The 16,686-nt window shown below is 44.1% G+C and carries 18 protein-coding genes, 1 pseudogene and 1 riboswitch; of the genes and pseudogenes, 3 read left to right on the top strand and 16 right to left on the bottom strand.

The features are described from left to right. Nucleotides 1-214 precede the first annotated feature (214 nt). The gene (locus tag KHO06_RS19710; RefSeq protein WP_043883597.1) at nt 215-748 is read right to left on the bottom strand and encodes a DUF3332 family protein; all 534 of its coding nucleotides are present in this window, start codon (nt 746-748) and stop codon (nt 215-217) included. 343 nt (nt 749-1,091) lie between these two features. Here KHO06_RS19710 and KHO06_RS19715 point away from each other — a divergent pair, with 343 nt between their 5' ends. Continuing rightward, nucleotides 1,092-2,012, top strand: coding sequence for a helix-turn-helix domain-containing protein (locus KHO06_RS19715; protein ID WP_212583407.1), 921 nt, complete (start codon nt 1,092-1,094; stop codon nt 2,010-2,012). Here the strand turns inward: KHO06_RS19715 and KHO06_RS19720 are convergent, their stop codons facing one another. The 9 genes and pseudogenes from KHO06_RS19720 to KHO06_RS19760 all read right to left on the bottom strand — a co-directional run bounded on the left by KHO06_RS19720 (nt 2,013) and on the right by KHO06_RS19760 (nt 10,173). After that, nucleotides 2,013-2,945 carry a Gfo/Idh/MocA family oxidoreductase gene (locus tag KHO06_RS19720; protein WP_212583205.1) on the bottom strand — a complete coding sequence of 311 codons (933 nt, stop codon included), beginning with the start codon at nt 2,943-2,945 and terminating at the stop codon, nt 2,013-2,015. A gap of 134 nt (nt 2,946-3,079) precedes the next feature. Next, nucleotides 3,080-3,796, bottom strand: coding sequence for a hypothetical protein (locus KHO06_RS19725; protein WP_212583206.1), 717 nt, complete (start codon nt 3,794-3,796; stop codon nt 3,080-3,082). 117 nt (nt 3,797-3,913) lie between these two features. Continuing rightward, nucleotides 3,914-5,566, bottom strand: a complete 1,653-nt coding sequence (locus KHO06_RS19730; RefSeq protein WP_212583207.1) for a phosphoethanolamine--lipid A transferase — start codon at nt 5,564-5,566, stop codon at nt 3,914-3,916. Nucleotides 5,567-5,587: 21 nt separating this feature from the next. Beyond that, complete coding sequence (locus KHO06_RS19735) at nt 5,588-5,944, bottom strand: diacylglycerol kinase (protein WP_212583208.1); 357 nt, start codon at nt 5,942-5,944, stop codon at nt 5,588-5,590. Between the two features lie 178 nt (nt 5,945-6,122). Beyond that, nucleotides 6,123-6,515: a glycine zipper family protein gene (locus tag KHO06_RS19740; protein WP_051117472.1), complete on the bottom strand. Its 393-nt coding sequence runs from the start codon at nt 6,513-6,515 to the stop codon at nt 6,123-6,125. A gap of 133 nt (nt 6,516-6,648) precedes the next feature. Beyond that, nucleotides 6,649-7,935 (bottom strand): ATP-binding protein, encoded by a 1,287-nt coding sequence (locus KHO06_RS19745; RefSeq protein WP_005433576.1) that lies wholly within the window; start codon nt 7,933-7,935, stop codon nt 6,649-6,651. Then, nucleotides 7,935-8,648, bottom strand: coding sequence for a response regulator transcription factor (locus KHO06_RS19750; protein WP_005433512.1), 714 nt, complete (start codon nt 8,646-8,648; stop codon nt 7,935-7,937). Before KHO06_RS19750 ends, KHO06_RS19745 begins: the two co-directional genes overlap by 1 nt. Before the next feature lie 256 nt (nt 8,649-8,904). Beyond that, on the bottom strand, nt 8,905-9,624 hold the full coding sequence (locus KHO06_RS19755) for an SDR family oxidoreductase (RefSeq protein WP_212583209.1): 720 nt from the start codon (nt 9,622-9,624) through the stop codon (nt 8,905-8,907). A gap of 242 nt (nt 9,625-9,866) precedes the next feature. Then, a pseudogene (locus KHO06_RS19760) lies at nt 9,867-10,173 on the bottom strand (isoamylase early set domain-containing protein). 193 nt (nt 10,174-10,366) lie between these two features. On the opposite strand from KHO06_RS19760, the gene KHO06_RS19765 reads away from it, so the two are divergent. Both KHO06_RS19765 and KHO06_RS19770 read left to right on the top strand, forming a co-directional pair. Next, nucleotides 10,367-10,744: a hypothetical protein gene (locus KHO06_RS19765; RefSeq protein ID WP_005433438.1), complete on the top strand. Its 378-nt coding sequence runs from the start codon at nt 10,367-10,369 to the stop codon at nt 10,742-10,744. Between the two features lie 87 nt (nt 10,745-10,831). Continuing rightward, nucleotides 10,832-11,431, top strand: a complete 600-nt coding sequence (locus KHO06_RS19770) for a thiol:disulfide interchange protein DsbA/DsbL (RefSeq protein WP_050919097.1) — start codon at nt 10,832-10,834, stop codon at nt 11,429-11,431. A gap of 58 nt (nt 11,432-11,489) precedes the next feature. Here KHO06_RS19770 and KHO06_RS19775 read toward each other — a convergent pair whose 3' ends face one another. From KHO06_RS19775 to KHO06_RS19800, 6 genes are all read right to left on the bottom strand, one after another. Next, a complete protein-coding gene (locus KHO06_RS19775) occupies nt 11,490-11,735 on the bottom strand; it encodes a hypothetical protein (protein WP_005433479.1) in 246 nt (81 codons plus the stop codon). Nucleotides 11,736-11,889: 154 nt separating this feature from the next. Then, on the bottom strand, nt 11,890-12,336 hold the full coding sequence (locus tag KHO06_RS19780) for a DUF3429 domain-containing protein (RefSeq protein ID WP_045370607.1): 447 nt from the start codon (nt 12,334-12,336) through the stop codon (nt 11,890-11,892). A gap of 11 nt (nt 12,337-12,347) precedes the next feature. Further along, nucleotides 12,348-12,893: a glutathione peroxidase gene (locus KHO06_RS19785; RefSeq protein ID WP_212583210.1), complete on the bottom strand. Its 546-nt coding sequence runs from the start codon at nt 12,891-12,893 to the stop codon at nt 12,348-12,350. A gap of 108 nt (nt 12,894-13,001) precedes the next feature. Further along, nucleotides 13,002-13,658, bottom strand: coding sequence for a 3,4-dihydroxy-2-butanone-4-phosphate synthase (ribB, locus tag KHO06_RS19790; protein WP_005433496.1), 657 nt, complete (start codon nt 13,656-13,658; stop codon nt 13,002-13,004). Nucleotides 13,659-13,831: 173 nt separating this feature from the next. Then, nucleotides 13,832-13,972: riboswitch (FMN riboswitch) on the bottom strand. A gap of 122 nt (nt 13,973-14,094) precedes the next feature. Then, nucleotides 14,095-14,712 carry a cob(I)alamin adenolsyltransferase/cobinamide ATP-dependent adenolsyltransferase gene (locus tag KHO06_RS19795; RefSeq protein ID WP_005433397.1) on the bottom strand — a complete coding sequence of 206 codons (618 nt, stop codon included), beginning with the start codon at nt 14,710-14,712 and terminating at the stop codon, nt 14,095-14,097. A gap of 59 nt (nt 14,713-14,771) precedes the next feature. Further along, nucleotides 14,772-16,628 (bottom strand): MFS transporter, encoded by a 1,857-nt coding sequence (locus tag KHO06_RS19800; protein WP_212583211.1) that lies wholly within the window; start codon nt 16,626-16,628, stop codon nt 14,772-14,774. Nucleotides 16,629-16,686 lie beyond the last annotated feature (58 nt).

The following is a 16,686-nucleotide window of genomic DNA, read 5'->3' on the forward strand; positions in this document are numbered from 1 at the left end:
AGAAAAATGAGCGCGAAGTTTAGTGACTATTAAAGGATGAAACAAATGACAAAAAGTGAAGTAAGTTATGCGTTTTATGCATGTGGTTAACTGTTAAGCAGGTGTGCATTAAAAGCGGTGATATTTTGTTCTGAACTTGGCTCTAAAAACGATAAAAGCTCATGCTTTATAGGAGGCATGAGCTTGTTCGATTTGACTCAGTTTGAAGTGGACTCTAACTGTTTTGAAAAGATTCTAAAGCAGAGATTGAAGTTTCAGAGACCAACTCTCCATCCATGTAATAACGGACTTGTTCACCATCTTTGATGCCTGTCAGTGTAGCCGTTGTCCCATTGTCGTAAACAATGTGCATTTGAACTGTGTTTTCATCAACTTGATACATTTCACCAGATTCAATCTCACGGTTGTTGGTCAATGGATCAATTGGCGCATCTTTAAACTCAGGGCTCAGATCGTCATTCACATTAATGTGCGTCTTGGTTTTACTATCAAAAATATGTGGCGCACCAGTAATTGGGTTTTTACCTGTCCAAAATTCAAGTGAGTTGAAAACCACGTAATCCGCTGCAGTCGTAATACCGTAAACAGGGGCAAGCAAAAAGTTCACGCCAGCACGTGCGTAACGGTTATCTACTACTTCAACATTAAACTTCATCAGTTTACCTGTGACGGCGTTACTGCCTACACAGCCTGATAGTGAAGCTGCAAGAAGAGAAAAACCAATTACTTTGATAGTGAGTTTTTTCATTTTATTACCAGAATTATTAATAGAAGAAAGAAGGCGCAAATTCTGGCGGAAAATAGGCAAGAAAAGTTACCATTTTACGCCATGAACAGAATTAGTAGGGACGTTCTAAGCTTCTCTTTATCTCTGATTTTTATGGTGATTATCCTGACCTAAATAATAGTGCTGATTATGTATTTCAATGACTATTGCAGGGTGATGAGAGCCAGCAAAACATTATATGCTGAGAGAGTTAGCCTTATTTTGCTCAAGGGAATACCTCCAACATAGTGGCGTTTGTGAGCACTTTCTGTAGTATTGTCTCGTGTCTAAAATGGCAATGATTAGGTTAAAAATGACAGGTAGTATGCAAGAGTTTAATATTGCAATTGTGGATTATCCGGGCAGTTCAAAAGCGTCGATTTATGGCTTGCTGGAGCTGTTTGAAACAGCAAATCGTGCCGCCATTGAAGTAGGGGTTGGGAAGCGCTTTTGTACGGAAATGATCAATGTAGAAAGCACGCATACTCATAAGGAATACTCGGTGGTTTTATTACCACCTAGTGGTGAAGAGCAATATTATTTAGCGCCCAATCAACAACTAATGGCTTGGCTATCGGAGCAACATAGCGCAGGGGCAATTGTCGCTTCAGCTTGCGCTGGTGCCTTTATTCTTGCTCATACCGGTTTGCTGAACAACAAAACGTGCACAACGCATTGGGCATTAGCGGGATTGTTTCGAGAGCAATTCCCTCATGTGGCAATGAAGCAGGAGTCAATTTTAATCAACGAAGGCAGTGTTATTACTGCTGGTGGCATGATGTCTTGGCTTGATTTGGGACTAGAGCTTGTTTCTCAGTTAAGCACGCCGACGGTGATGCGTTTACTGGGAAAGATGCTGGTAGTTGATACAGGCGCGAGAGAGCAACGCTTCTATCAGCAGTTCATGCCTAATTTGCAACATGGAGATAGTGCGGTACTGAATGTTCAACATTACATGGCGGACCACTTCTCACAAGCGATTTCAAATCAATCTCTATCAGAAATCAGTTGTTTGACTGAACGAACGCTACAAAGACGTTTTCAAAAAGCCACAGGTTTGAACTTGAATCAATACCTACAACATCTTCGAGTGCAAAAAGCGTGTGATTTACTCGAATCGAGCAACTTAGCGTTTGAGGTGATTGCTTATCAAGTTGGGTATCAAGACGCGAGCGCGTTTCGCAAAGTGTTCATCAAAACAATGGGATTGGCTCCCAAAGCGTTCCGCGCTCGTTTTAGTGCTTAGTTATCGATGCACGGTTTGTTCAATATGCTGACAAATCGCTTCTGCAAGTTGGTGGCTAGCAATATTGCGTGCGACGATTTCAGGTGCGATGTTGCCTGATTGAATCACTTCAAACCAATCTAGCAACATAGAATGGAAACCTTTACTGGTTAGCATTGGCGTCCAATCTTTTAAGCTCAATTTCTGCTCCTGATTGTCTTGCCACAGTTTCCCTTCAACAAACGAATCAAACTCCATCGCTTTGTTTGCGTAGCAAGCTTGAACACGCTCCGTCGTGATACCAAATTGGCGGTTCATTGATGCATGAAGCAGTGTGTCACCATGCTGCCATTGGATATCAAGGCGCGCCAGTTGGTCACCATCCATTTGATGTGTGATGTAGGCGTCTTGCAGATCGGCTTTAGCCGTGATGTTTACACTATCGAGAGGGTGGATAAAGTCATCGAAAATGAACGTGCGAATATCACCGGGTAATTGATGACGGTTCTTCTCCCAACGCAGTGATTTCAGGCCTGAAAGTTCACCTCGCTGTACTCCAAACATATGCTGGTTGTAGAGCGGAATGTGACGACGATTAAAACCAACATACAAAGGTTGTTTCACGCGCTCTGCAATATCGTAAAGCTTTTCTACCTCTGCGGCGCTATCAGCTAAAGGTTTATCGACGAAGGTCGGGATGCCTTGTTCTAAAAAGAAAGCGGCAATTTGAGGGTGAACGCTGGTAGCGGCGTGAATCATGACCGCATCTACGCCCATGCCAACCAATTGTTGATAGTCTTGGCTGGTTTCTGCGATTCGATACTGTTGAGCGAGCGCGTTGAGTGCGTTCGCATTGCGGGTACAAAATACCAACTCTACATTGGGAAGTTGAGTGATAACAGGAAGGTAAGCTTTTTGAGCAATGTCGCCCAAGCCAATGATGCCAATTTTCATTTTGAGTTCTTCTTTCGACGTTCTATTTGCAGGAAAAGAGTATAACTTGAATTTGGCTCCTCTTTTATGAGCAGGTTATCGATAATTTTGTATTAATGAATGAATCCTGCGTACCGTAATACGCAGGTAACGTATTAATCCGCAAACGATGTTAGGAAGCTCAAGCCATAGCATCGGTTGTAAGGGTCAAGAATAACCATTTGAGGTGTGTCTTTAGTGCTAAATTTGCAAGTTTTACTGATGCCATTGTGAGTAAATGTTGCCGTCATCTCTTGCTTGTTTTTAGGTACATTCAATGCGCTAGAAAGCGTTTTTTTTGGAAGACTATCGATCGTTTTCCCTTCGACGGTGACGCTTGTTTGGGAACCTTTTGTCACGTCGCTTGAGTCTAAAATATAGATTGGAACTTCGTCTGAGGAGGCACTGGAAATATTAGGTTTGTTTTGAACCGACAGTTCGTAATAGCCCTTATCTACGTCACCGAAAGCGAACACGATCTTGTGGTCACCCGAGTTTAAAGTGAGTTTCTTTTGGGCTAACTCATTTTGTGAGTTTGTATCAAAAAGTTTGAAGGTATAAGGAGTGGTGTTGCTTGTCTGTTGAGCAATCAAAAGGCTTGATGAGGAAGCTCCATATTGAATGATGTCAGAGTACATGAGCTGCTCTTTTCCATTCTCGTAAGCTTTTAACTGCACATCTGAATATTGGTTTTTCCCAAAGTCGACGAGATTAATGGTTTGAACATGAACGGCTTGTATCGGGTCTGGGGTGAGCGATGGTTGATTGTCATTCCCACAACCTGAAAGAACGGCGGTTGTTATTGAGATTGCGATGAGTGTTTGTTTTTTCATTATAGAACCTTGTATTGCATGAAATTTTCCACCTAGCCATAGATGTTGATTTGAATGCTTATGGTTCGAAGTAGGAGAGGGTAAATATCCCCCTCCTTTTGGTTATGAATATGATTATTAGCTTTGACGACAAGTCTTAAAGATATCTAAAGCGCCGTCGTAGGCATTGGTTTCTACATCCATAATGCCCAACAATGAGTGGAAGACATTATCGTGTGAGTGCGTTGCGGTTTGCTGGGCTTCTTGTGCCAAGCAATCGGCATTGATGTGTTTGGCTTGTTTAAAGCCAGGAGACATCCAAACCATCATGGGTACGCGTTTTTGAAAATCTGGTGCCAACCCATATGGCATGCCATGTAAGAACAAGCCATTTTCGCCCAAAGACTCACCGTGGTCAGAGACGTAGATCATCGCGGTATTGTATTTGTCTTCTAACGTTTTCAATTTCGCAATGGTTCGATCCAAGACGAAGTCTGTGTAGCGAATCGTGTTGTCGTAGGAGTTAACGATTTGCTCAACGCTGCAGTTTTCAATGTCTGCACGAGGACAGTCTGGTTGGAAGAAAGCTTTGTCTTTCGGGTAACGTTGGAAATACGTCGGCCCATGACTGCCAATGAGGTGTAACGCAACAAGGCGGTTACCTTTCATGCCCGCGATTTGATCATCTAAGTTATCCAGCAGCGCCATGTCGTAGCAGGTATTGCCGTTACAAAGCGTGTTTTTCTTGCTGCGTTCCACATCCATCTTATTGATCTTATGAGCGACGCCTTTATCACCACCATCATTATCTTTCCACATGAGATCGATGCCTGCGCGCTGCATGATATCTAAGGCATTATCTTGGTTATCTGCTTTGCTACGGTCGAAATCACTGCGAGGTAATTGAGAGAACATACAAGGCACAGAAACCGCGGTCGCCGTCCCGCAAGAAGAGACGTCTTGGAATGAAATTACGTCTAACTTGCTGGTGTACGGGTTGGTTTCACGATCATAACCGTTGATTTGGTAGTTTTGAGTACGTGCCGTTTCACCTAGCACAAAGACAAGCAGCGTCGGTTTTTCTTTGGCTTGTTCCAGTGCTAGTTGGGACTGTTTTGCATCCGTACCAATTTCGCGGTAAGGCTCTGGCGTCGTTAGGTAATTTTCTTTTACATAGCTAGAGATGGCATACACATACTGAGTGGGGATGATGACTTTCTTTAGGTAACTATTGTTTCGGCCGACAGACGCATAGTCTTGGTAGTACAAACCTGCAATCACGGCGATTATCGCCAATGAAGCCAGCATAGATACGGCTTTAGTTAATGTAAATCGAAGCCATTTACCTTCTATAGGCTTGAGCTTCACCTTGAAGACCAAGATAGCGGGAACAACTCCCATAATCAGTGTCCAGATAACTGAGTAGGCACTTAAGTATGAACTGGCTTCACTGCTGTCCGTCTCTACGATGTTGGTGATCATATCCGTATCGAACAGGGTGCCATAGTTGTAGCTTGCGTAGCTCACCATGCCCGATGTTATCAACAATAGGATAAAGAAAGGCTTGCTGATCCAAGGCCAGCTGAATAGGTTAAACAGGAAATTCAAAGCGGCAAAAAAGAAGATAGGAATTGTAATAATAAAACCGATCTTGACTTGATCAAGGCTTGAGAAGATGTGTACTAACTCTTTGTAAATCGGAATGTTTACTACAAGAGCGAAGTACAAAGCGAGTAAGAATGTAAAGGTAACATACGAGATACCTTTAGTTGGGAGTTCAATTGTCTTCATAATTGATCCGCTTCGGTGTAACTAAAGTAAAATTGACGCCCAAACAAATAGGGCGAGAACAAGCGCAACGAAAACCGCTGCAGAGCCAATATCCTTGGCTCGTCCACTGAGTTCATGCCAGTCATCACTGACACGGTCTACAACCGCTTCGATGGCGGAATTAATCAATTCAACGATGACCACTAGTAGTAGGCTGCTGATCATCATTGTTCGTTCGAGCATGGTGACAGGAAGCAAAAATGCACAGATAGATAGTACGAATGTAAGTACCAGTTCTTGTCTGAAAGCGGCTTCGTGAATCCACGCAGCTTTCAATCCTTGGAGTGAGTAGCCGGTTGCGTCCAATATCCGGCGAATGCCTGTTTTACCTGGTTTCAAAATATGGCCTTTTAACTGCTAAGCCTAAAAAGAGGGGCGCTTCGAGGGATAAAGCCTCCCCTGATGACAGAAGTGCATCGAATTGGGAAAACATGAAACTAATGGATCGGGCGTGAAACATTTGTGAAAAAGATACGCACCGACACCAAATTTTGTCTAATTGATGCGGATTTATACACTATGACTCTAGGTCGTAGACGGTGTAGCCTTTATTAGCTAGACACTTGCGTAGAACAAGTGCTTGAGTTTTGGTCGAGTCATTTGCACCACCAACGGCACCTGCGCCTGCGCCAACTGCCGTACCCGCCACCGCGCCTACAGCAGCACCACCGATGCCATCCTCCAGTGCGCCGGCAACTGCACCTACTAATGCGCCAGTGATTGCACCATTTTGTGCTTCTGTTTTTGCTGCTTCGCCTTTATCCACTTTTTCTGAGTAGCCTTGGCAATAGGCAAAATCTTGTTCGTATTGCGCTTGGTCGACATCGGTCATATCAACAACGGGTGCTTGATTGTACGCACACGCCGTTAGTACGGAAGAAAGAGTGACGAGAAGAAATGGTTTATACATTGCGCTGATCCATTATTTCAGTGAATTAATGGATTAAATGTACACTGTTTTATTGAGGGGAACTGTCGGCCGATTGTATAGAAGTGTCGCCTTTTGTAATCTCGATAATGTGATTGTTGATAAGTTTATGAATTTACTTAGGAAAGCAGATCGTAAAGCATGCGCCGCCGTACGGGCTGTGCGAAATGTAGACTTCTCCTTTTTGTAATTCGACAATCTGTTTGACGATGGCAAGCCCTAAACCAAAACCACTGGTGCTCTTGTTACGTGATTTGTCGGCACTATAAAACGCATCAAACAAATGGGGCCAATCTTTTTCTTCGACACCACAACCGTCATCATGAATGCGAATGCATGATTTCTCAGGCGTCTCGACGATCTCTAGTACGATTTGGTTCTGAGCATAACGCATTGCATTTCGCAGTAGATTATCTAAAGCGCGTTTCAGTAATTGGGGGTCGGCCTCAATGGTCGTCATTGGTGAACTCGAGTCATCAATCAAGACAGAAAGTTGTGTGTCGCGTTGCCACTTGGGTAAAAGCGATTGGGTAAAGCTTGATAGTGCGACGGATGATGTCTGAATTTCGGTATTTGGTCGTTCCATCTTCGCGTAATACAGTAGCTCTTCAACCATGCTTTCCATCTCATCAATGTCTTCCACAATACTGTCGACATACTTTTGCTGCTGTTGATTCAATGAAGCGTCAGCAAGCAGATCCGCTTGCCACTGGAGACGGAAAATAGGCGTGCGTAGCTCATGCGCTACCGCATTGGTCAGCATTCTGTTGGTAGTGATCAGTCGCGATACTTTATCGGCCATATGGTTGAAGCTTTTATTCAGCGTACCAACGGATTTGCTGCTAGACGTATCTGCTCTTGCATTAAAATCACCAGAGGCAAAGGCTATGGTGACCTTTTCTAGCTCACGAACGCGACGGCTCAAAAACCAAATCAATAGGACACAGTAGAGCGCAAAGCCCGCGAGAAAGAAAAGCCACACAATGTTGTCATCAAAGTTGATTGCTTGAATGATGGGGCTATTGGGGTTTTGACTTAATTTAAACGTGGGTGAACCGGGCTCGAAGCGGAACCATAAGTCCCGCTCCTCATCAAAGGCAGTATTGATGGAGGGATCTTCATCAAACACTTGTTGTATCTGCGAAGGAACGCTTTTCATTTCCTCGGCAATCAATAACATATGGCTAGAGGTAGCGAACTTCTCGAGTTGTTGAATTGTGTACTCTTCGCCTTTTTCCTGATAAATCGGGTAAATCAGCTCATGGAAAGCTTGTGCTTCGTGCTCTTCTAGTAAGTAGTCGTAGTCGGTATTGAGTTGATAAACAATTACCTCATACCCAACCAAGCTTGCGACAAAAAGAATGATCAAACCAAGGAAGCTTTCTAAATAAATTCGCTTCATTATGCGTTCCAAGCGTCGGGCATAAACAAGTAACCTTTACCACGCACTGTAATGATCTTCTGAGGTGGTGTTGTCGTATCTCCCAGCTTTTTACGCAACGTTACCACACGGTTATCAATGGTACGGTCCGTGCCGTCATACTCGATACCACGTAATGTTTTAGTAAGCCACTCGCGAGAAAGGGTTTGTTCAGGATGGCTTGCGAGTACCCAAAGTAAGTCAAATTCACCGTCGGTGAGCGCGATCGGTTCGTGGTTGAATGCACAAGCCTTACGCAGGCGGTTGAGGGATAGAACCCCAACTTCTAAACAGGTGTCAGAATCTGCATTTGCCGCTTCTTTGCGACGTAAAAGCATTCGAATGCGGGCTAGCAAGACACGTGGTTTGATTGGCTTGGTAACAAAGTCATCTGCACCAATTTCAAGGGCAGCAACGTGGTCAAAATCATCGTCACTGGCGGTGAGCATTAACACTTTGCCTTTGTAGCATTCGCGAATCTGACGGCAAACGCTCAACCCATCTTGCCCTGGTAGCATTAAGTCGAGAAGCACCAGGTCCGGTTGACTTTCCAGAATCGCCTCTGGCGCATCTGTTCCGTTGTCTATGCTGCGAACTTCAAAGCCTTGTCCTTCAAAGTATTCGCATAGCATAGCCTGCAGTTTCGGGTCATCTTCCACGATGATAAGTGATTGCTTGGTGTCTTGTACGTTCATAGCCGTGATGCGCTTGTAGGAATTATCCCTGAAACTTAAACAAATTCGCCAGTGATTTCAATAAAGACAAAGAGTCAGAGGAGATTTATAGATATCAATGATGAATTTGTAGAGGGGAAGTGAGATAAGTGGAAGGAAAGTCCTGGATGTGACAGTTATGGCCCTCTCATATACTAAAAGGCTGAAGACTAAGCAAAGATCAAAAAAAGCGGCTTAAAGCCGCTTTTTGAATTTCTTCGTCTTAGAATCGTAGAAATTAAGGTTGTTGCTTAGTTGGTGCTAGTGCAATTTCACGGATACAAACGTTTTGTGGTTGTTGGTAAGCAAACAGAACTGCACGTGCGATGTCATCAGCAGCTAGAACGCCGCCCATATCTTCTTTCCATGCACCGTACCCATCTTTGATTTCCTGTGATGTAGTGTGAGAAAGCAGTTCAGTTTCTACTGCACCCGGTGCGATTGTTGTTACGCGAACATTTGATGCTGCCACTTCTTCACGAACGTTTTCAGAAATTGCGTGAACGGCAAATTTAGTACCACAGTAAGCAGCATGATCTGGGAACGTCTTTTTACCGGCGATCGAGCTGATGTTGATGATGGTACCACTATTGCGTGCTTTCATTGGTGCTAGCACAGACTGCATGCCGTTTAGCAGACCAAGTACGTTCACGTCGAACATGCGTTTCCATTCTGATGCCTCTTGTGTGTCAATTTGACCAAGTAGCATCACACCTGCGTTGTTTACTAGTGCGTCAGCAGGGCCAAATTTCTCTTCCGCTTTCGCAATTGCTGCTTCAAATGAAGCTTTATCTGTTACGTCTACTTTCTCACATAGCGTGTTTGGCAGGTTTAGTGCTTCTAAGCGCTCTACACGACGAGCAAGAAGAAGAAGTGGGTGACCCTCATCGCTTAGACGGCGTGCGATAGCTTCGCCAATACCAGAACTTGCACCTGTGATTACAATCAGTTTTTTCATCTTTTGTTTCCTTAATTGTTTTAAGAGTAGCCATCGCTAGGAATAGCTTTTATTTGAGAGCGACTTTCAGTTGATAACACCTGTCTCGCTGCGATGGAGGTATATTAAGGAAATGGATTTTGTTGATATATATCACTTCAGTTAAAACACTGTTGTCATACAACAACAATGAGCAATAACTCAATGAAAATTAGACAATAAAAAAGGCGCACTCGGTGCGCCTTTGTTTCTGAATTGCGTTATTAAGCGATCTTCTCTTGGGTGCACACGACGCTGTTATCGCTTCCAAAGCCATTTGGTACGTATGCGTCCGCTTGTGGATCGTTTTCCCACTCGGCTTCGTTAAATAGGTAGCGGAACTGGATATTTTGTTCTTTCGGCAAGCGCGTTTTAAATTTAAATTGGCCACTTTTTTTTCACGAGCTTCATTGGTTCTGGTTGCCAGTTGTTAAAATCACCCGCAATTTGAATCGACTCCCACTGGTTTTTGTCTAGCTCGAACGTGACTTCGACTTCATCTTTTGTTTTAAAGAATCTCTTTTTAAGCATTAATCTTTCCTTGTTTGTACAAAAACTGATCTAACTATTACTCAGGTTTCATAGTGATTTCAAGTTTTATCGGCATTGCGGTCGGTATAGGGCGTAAGAATCCTCTGGTTTGTGAAGGTGGCACTAAGTGATTGGCTTGTATGAAAAGAAGGATTCTGTATGATGAAGATCCACCGTATTTTGAAGAAGTTATATGCTGAGTTTTAACCGCACATTCATGATGACAATGCTCTGTCTATTAGCCATGTTGCTAACGGGTGTTGCGTCGAGCGTGCGTGCAGCAACGGCACCAATCGAAGTGAGTATAAGCAAAGATCGAGCATCTGAGCTTCATCAAAAAATGGGAGTGGACAATACAGACTGTATTGAATCACACCATGGTGATCACTTGATGGAGAAAGGGAAGCAAGCTCATACTAGTTGCAGTTCTTCTTGTATCGTCAAAATACCCACCAATCTCTTGCAAGATGATGTCGTCTTACTACCGTACAGTCTTGCACTGATCGATAAATCACCGACACCTAAAACAGTGGTTGTGGCTTTTAAGCCTTACCGTCCTCCTATTGTTTGACCTTCTTGTTCATCCCTGACCAGCTTTGCTGGATGCTTAAATTATTAACTAATGAATACGGCACACTTGTGTCTGAAGGAATCAAACATGAAAAAGCTTTTTGCACTTTGCAGCACTCTATTATTGGCATTCACTGCTCACGCTGCGCAATTTGAAGCAGGCAAACATTACAAAGTATTGGATGTGGAGAAGGCGAAGAAACCGACGGTAACCGAGTTCTTTTCTTTCTATTGCCCACACTGTTACAAATTTGAATCTGTCATCGATAACCTAAAGCCTGCTCTGCCAAAAGATGCAAGTTTTGAGAAAGTGCATGTTGCTTTCATGGGGAGTGACATGGCAGTACCAATGGCTAAGTCATACGCGACGATGGTGTCACTAGGCGTTGAGAAAACAATGGTACCAGCGATGTTTGCGCAAATTCACCAGAAGCGTCAAGCACCTCAAAATGAAGCTGAGTTGAAGCAAATCTTCGTTGATAATGGGGTCGATGGTAAGAAGTTTGATGCTGCATACAACAGCTTCGCTGTGAACTCGATGCAGAAAGGCTTTGATAAGCAGTTTAAACAAAGCACATTGACCGGCGTTCCTGGAGTGGTAGTGAACAACAAGTATATTGTGTTGCCAAACGAGATTCGTAGCTACGATGAGTACAATGATTTGGTGAACTACCTACTTACGCTTTAACGGCGAGAAGAAAAAATGGCGACCAATCAGGTCGCCATTTTTTATGTTCTGTTGTTCTTTAGCGTAGGACTGCTGTACAAGCGGCAGTTGGCATATCGGTCATAAAAATCGCATTTGGGTAGAACAAACTCGCGACGGTAACCGCTACGTTACATGGTTGAGCGATCGTGGTTTTCACGACGTTGTTTAAAACCACGCCAGTGGTATTCACTGTATTGACCGCAGCTTGTTGAGCTTGGTAGGACACACAACCTGCTGTTGCGTTGATTACTGCGGTACTGAAAAGAAGCTTACGAAAAAACATATTCATATCCTTTGTGAATGCTTTTGAGATACTTATATGACCATCCATTCATAATTAAAACAAAACGGTGTTCAAAATTACACACGCTTCACGAAATGAACATTGTTTTATATAACTCGGTTAATTTTGTGATCTGGTAGGTGGACAGACCAGTTTAAGCAATTAAAACCAGCCCATGCATAAGTACTACACCTGTAGTGAGCTTTCCTCTCATCATCTGGTAACCTTTTGGTTCGGCTTCCTTTTCCACTTTTCGGATCAGCTTTTCTGCATACCACACTGCAATGTAGCCAGCAGCGAGTAACAGCGTCGCAATCACATAGTGTTTGTTACCTTGTAGTAGCGCTCCCCATGCGAGTAGTACAAATAAGTTACTGAGCACCAAGGCATTACGGCTTAGTCGATGATAGAAATGATCAATCGCATTGCCCCAAAGTACACCGGAGAGAAAGCTCAAAATCACTGCACTGTAAGCGATAAAAAACTGCTCCCCAGATAAGTTGAATAGAGTCCTTTCCGTAACGATGAGAACCAAGCTGAACATAAATGGCAGTAGTCCTAAATAGCCCAATTGCAGCATTGTCGTACGTGTAGTCGCCATGGCAGCTTTCCTTATAGTTGCTGTTCAATCATGTTAGTAAGCGTAGTACTTGTCGGAGAAGTTGAACTTGGAAAGGTCGCAACAACTTTGCCGTCTTTGTTGATGAGGAACTTGTAGAAATTCCATTTTGGTGTAACGCCCGCCTGGTTGGTTATCTCGGCAAATACTGGGTTTGCGTTCTCACCAAGAACAGAGGTTCGCGCCATCATAGGGAAGGTGACGCCATAGTCGAGGTAACAGATTTTCGCAGTCTTCTCTTCGCTGCCGCGGTCTTGGCGAAAGTCGTTACTAGGAAATCCCACAACGGCAAAGTTTTGATCTTTATAAGTTTGGTGTAGTTGTTCCAACTGCTCGAACTGGGGAGTAAAGCCACACTGGCTCGCCGTGTTCACAACCAGCAGTGTCTTGCCTCTGAAGGCATCACACAGCGCTATTTCTTCCGTTGAATTGAGAAGTCTTTGCTTTCCTTGCAAGATATCTGGACAGATCGATGCAAAAGCCATAGGGCTGGTGAAGAGTAGTGTTGCGATAAGTGCGTTGAGAGTGATTCCCTTCATTATGTTGATTCCTTTTGTTTTTACTAAGTATAACTACTAGAAAAGGAATCAAATCGATCAAAAAAGCGCTGAATTCAGCGGCTTTTATCGAGATTGACGACGTGTCGATTATGCAAGCTTTAAATCAAATTGATTACGGTAAGCCACCATATCTTCGATGGTCAGTACTGGCATGTTGTGTAAACGACCAAACGCAACGATTTCTGGTGCTTTTGCCATGGTGCCATCTGGGTTTGTCACCTCACACAGCACACCAGCAGGCTGTAAACCTGCCATTTGCATCAGATCGATAGTGCCTTCTGTGTGACCACGGCGAGTCATTACGCCACCGGGACGAGCGCGTAGAGGGAACACGTGACCAGGACGAGCCAAGTCATCTGGTTTTGCATTTGGGTTTGCTGCTGTTTTGATGGTTGTTACGCGGTCAGCGGCAGAAACGCCAGTGGTTACACCTTGTTTCGCTTCAATAGAAACCGTGAAAGCCGTTTGGTTTGCGCTGTTGTTGTTCACAACCATTGGTGGCAGTTCCAATTTGTCTGCTTGAGCATCGGTCAGACATAGGCAAACAATGCCGCTGCATTCGCGGATCATCAGAGCCATTTGCTCATTAGTTAGGTGTTCTACGGAATAAATGATGTCGCCTTCGTTTTCACGATCTTCATCGTCGAGAAGAAGTACGCCTCGGCCTTCTTTAAGTGCGATAAGTGCGTTTTCAACGCGAGTAATTGGGTCGCCAAATTCGGCAAGTAGTGATGACTGATTCATGGTTAACTCCTAAATATCACCAGAATCAGGGCGGTATGAGGGATCGTCACATTTTATGCATGCACTGAGCCGCCAACGGTAAGTTAGCACAAACCCACGCAATAAAAATGCGATCCAAAAAGAAGTTCATCAGAGCTCATCAACAAAGAATGTTGAGGAAACTACTGATGTTTTCTTATTCTCTTTCATCCGGACTATAACCGTCGGCTCTGGCATCTCACCAGATCTGCTGACCTCGACGAATCGAGCGCTCGCGGGCTCACTCAAAAGAGTATACCGCCGGTGGGGAATTTCGCCCCGCCCTGAGAACATTGAATCCAACCAATAAGGTCAGAAGTAAAAAACTCCGATACTCAATTGAGTGGTCGGAGTAGAGATAGTACTGCGAACGCCTTGGCTTGAAAAGTAGATTACAACTACTTGATGGAAAAGTGCGCTATCTGCTGAAGTGATCAGTTTTGATAAAGTGATCGATCTGCATTGGTACATAGGTGTTGTAGATAAGGCTAGTATGAGTTTGTTTCGTCTCTATATGATCTTGCATGCCTTCTAAGCGTGTTTCGTCTACAGTCACCGTTCCGTCAGACATGGTGTTGTCTCTGCGCATTAGAATCGGCCTTGCACCAATCGCCATCGTTCCCGCGATGCTGCCGAGTTTTTGCGGGAAAGTCCAAACATCCTCGTGCTTATTAAGACCATGATAGGGAGAATTACCAAGCATCGCACCGAAACCTAAATCTTGAATGCGAGTGACGATAGATGCCCCTTTCAATGGTGAGCCAATTGCCACAACGTGGGACACCAGATTTGACGATGGTTTTCTGCTTGCAAGGTATCGTTTAATCATCAAGCCACCTAGGCTATGACCCACCAACACATTTGCAGTCAGTGGGTTAAGCGCTTTGTCGATCGAGCCGAACAGTGATTCTTCGTTAATTGAAACCGTGTTGTAACTCAATACTTGGGTCTCGTAGCCTAGCTTTTTCAGCTTTTGGCTAAGAGGCTGCATGACCAGTCCATGCATATAAAGACCATGTAAGATGATGATTTTCATAATACCTCCTAGATTTATGACGTTGATTTTATCCTACTAAATTCTCCGCCAGAGTACTGTCAGCGAATTAGCAAATCTTGCACTTCTTTTTGTAACAAATGGCGATCTAACATGGTTGGTTGTAATAGCTCACCAATATTGACTTCGATACGAGACCAAAAGCGAGTCGGGCGCTTCGTTAACGCGTGTCCATTTTTGTGGCTGAAGAAAGAGCCCCATAAGCCCTTCAACGCCATTGGAATCACGGGTACAGGTGTTCGCTTTAAAATCTTCTCAACACCGGGTCTGAACTCGCCTAGTTCACCATTTGAGGTCAAACGTCCTTCAGGGAAGATACAAACTACTTCATCGTTATTAAGAGCTTGCTCAATCTGTTCGAAAGCTCTTTTGTAAGTCTCTGCACATTTGCGTGGAGAGCAGATTGGGATAACGCCAGCATGACGAAAAACGTGTTTAAGAACCGGCAGCTCACTGATTGACTTGTCCATCACGAATCGAACAGGGCGGGTTGATGTACCCATTAGAATCAAAGCGTCCGCATAGCTTACATGGTTTGCCACAATCAGGGCAGCGCCTTGCTCCGGGATATGCTGACGACCGGTTACCGAAACTCGGTACAGGCAGTGGCTTAGCAAGTAGCTAATAAAGCGCTGAGTAAACTCAGGTACTTGACGGTAAACGTAGATGGCCACGACGAAGTTACCGACGGCCAAAATCGCAAATAGCTCAACAATAGAGAACTCTAAAACACTTAACACCAAGATAGAAACAGTAGCGGAAGCGACCATAAACAGTGCGTTCATGATGTTGTTTGCCGCAATAGATTGAGCACATTCGCCTTCTTCTGAACGCGACTGGATAAACGCATAAAGGGGAACAATAAATACGCCTCCGCTCACACCTACCAAGAACAAGTCGATCATCACCCTAATATGCGAAGATTGAGCAACAAAGCTTTGTACATCGTAATACTGACTTGGGAAAGATTCGATTGCAGGTACTGCCCATAAAAGGTCGGCACTGAAAATCGTTAAGCCCAAAATACCAAATGGTAGAATTCCCAGTTCAACTTGATTGAAAGACAGCTTTTCACACAACCATGAACCTGTCGCGATTCCAACTGAGAATAGAGCTAACAGCAGAGAAACCACAGTGCTATCTGCAAATAGGTGTTCGCGAGCGAAGTTCGGGAATTGAGTTAGGTAAGTCGCACCCATAAACCAGAACCAACTGATCGCTAGAATAGACATCCAAATACCGCGTTGTTTTTGTGCCAGTTTGAGTGTTTTCTTCAAACCAGTAATAGGTTCGAATTTTACTTTGTCACTTTTCTTACTTGGCAGAGCAGGGATGTTAGCGCTGCTTAAAAAGCCCAGAAGTGAAAGCGTAATCACAATGCAAGAGGCGATAATCATGCCGTTTGGAACCGCAAGCAGAATACCTGCGCTTAATGTACCAATCAGGATAGAGAGGAAAGTCCCAATCTCAACCCAAGCATTACCTTTCACTAGTTCATCCGATTTTAGCGCTTGAGGAAGTAGAGCGTATTTCACAGGGCCGAAGTAAGCCGACTGTGTGCCAGTCAGGAAGAGTAAAATCAGCATCAGGATAGCACTCTGCGTCATGATAGCCGTCGCAGCAAAACTCATGATCACCAATTCAATAAGTTTTAAGCGGCGGATTAATTTGGCTTTGTCCATGTTGTCGGCAATCGCACCAGCGTGAGCTGAAAACAGAAAGAAGGGAAGAATAAATAAGCCAGCCGCAAGGTTAACAAAAAGATCAACCGACATTGGTAGTGAATCAATTTGGCTGTAGGTCACCATCAGCAAGAGAACATTTTTGTAGATATTGTCGTTCAGTGCACCAAGGCACTGAGTAACGAAATAGGGGAAGAATCGTTTAGTAAGAAACATGCTGGCTCCGTAGGGACAAAATCGCGTTGAGATGGGAGCACTTTAATGGCTGAGCTTT

The organism is Vibrio sp. B1FIG11, from assembly GCF_905175335.1.
GTDB classification, from domain to species: domain Bacteria; phylum Pseudomonadota; class Gammaproteobacteria; order Enterobacterales; family Vibrionaceae; genus Vibrio; species Vibrio campbellii.

Bases quoted from the DNA above. Each gene is read 5' to 3' on its own strand.
- KHO06_RS19730 (WP_212583207.1), bottom strand. From the start codon at position 5,566: ATGAAGACAATTGAACTCCCAACTAAAGGTATCTCGTATGTTACCTTT.
- KHO06_RS19710 (WP_043883597.1), bottom strand. From the start codon at position 748: ATGAAAAAACTCACTATCAAAGTAATTGGTTTTTCTCTTCTTGCAGCT.
- KHO06_RS19715 (WP_212583407.1), top strand. From the start codon at position 1,092: ATGCAAGAGTTTAATATTGCAATTGTGGATTATCCGGGCAGTTCAAAA.
- KHO06_RS19795 (WP_005433397.1), bottom strand. From the start codon at position 14,712: ATGAAAATCATCATCTTACATGGTCTTTATATGCATGGACTGGTCATG.
- KHO06_RS19750 (WP_005433512.1), bottom strand. From the start codon at position 8,648: ATGAACGTACAAGACACCAAGCAATCACTTATCATCGTGGAAGATGAC.
- KHO06_RS19765 (WP_005433438.1), top strand. From the start codon at position 10,367: ATGCTGAGTTTTAACCGCACATTCATGATGACAATGCTCTGTCTATTA.
- KHO06_RS19800 (WP_212583211.1), bottom strand. From the start codon at position 16,628: ATGTTTCTTACTAAACGATTCTTCCCCTATTTCGTTACTCAGTGCCTT.
- ribB (WP_005433496.1), bottom strand. From the start codon at position 13,658: ATGAATCAGTCATCACTACTTGCCGAATTTGGCGACCCAATTACTCGC.
- KHO06_RS19720 (WP_212583205.1), bottom strand. From the start codon at position 2,945: ATGAAAATTGGCATCATTGGCTTGGGCGACATTGCTCAAAAAGCTTAC.
- KHO06_RS19725 (WP_212583206.1), bottom strand. From the start codon at position 3,796: ATGAAAAAACAAACACTCATCGCAATCTCAATAACAACCGCCGTTCTT.
- KHO06_RS19770 (WP_050919097.1), top strand. From the start codon at position 10,832: ATGAAAAAGCTTTTTGCACTTTGCAGCACTCTATTATTGGCATTCACT.
- KHO06_RS19745 (WP_005433576.1), bottom strand. From the start codon at position 7,935: ATGAAGCGAATTTATTTAGAAAGCTTCCTTGGTTTGATCATTCTTTTT.
- KHO06_RS19785 (WP_212583210.1), bottom strand. From the start codon at position 12,893: ATGAAGGGAATCACTCTCAACGCACTTATCGCAACACTACTCTTCACC.
- KHO06_RS19740 (WP_051117472.1), bottom strand. From the start codon at position 6,515: ATGTATAAACCATTTCTTCTCGTCACTCTTTCTTCCGTACTAACGGCG.
- KHO06_RS19755 (WP_212583209.1), bottom strand. From the start codon at position 9,624: ATGAAAAAACTGATTGTAATCACAGGTGCAAGTTCTGGTATTGGCGAA.
- KHO06_RS19775 (WP_005433479.1), bottom strand. From the start codon at position 11,735: ATGTTTTTTCGTAAGCTTCTTTTCAGTACCGCAGTAATCAACGCAACA.
- KHO06_RS19780 (WP_045370607.1), bottom strand. From the start codon at position 12,336: ATGGCGACTACACGTACGACAATGCTGCAATTGGGCTATTTAGGACTA.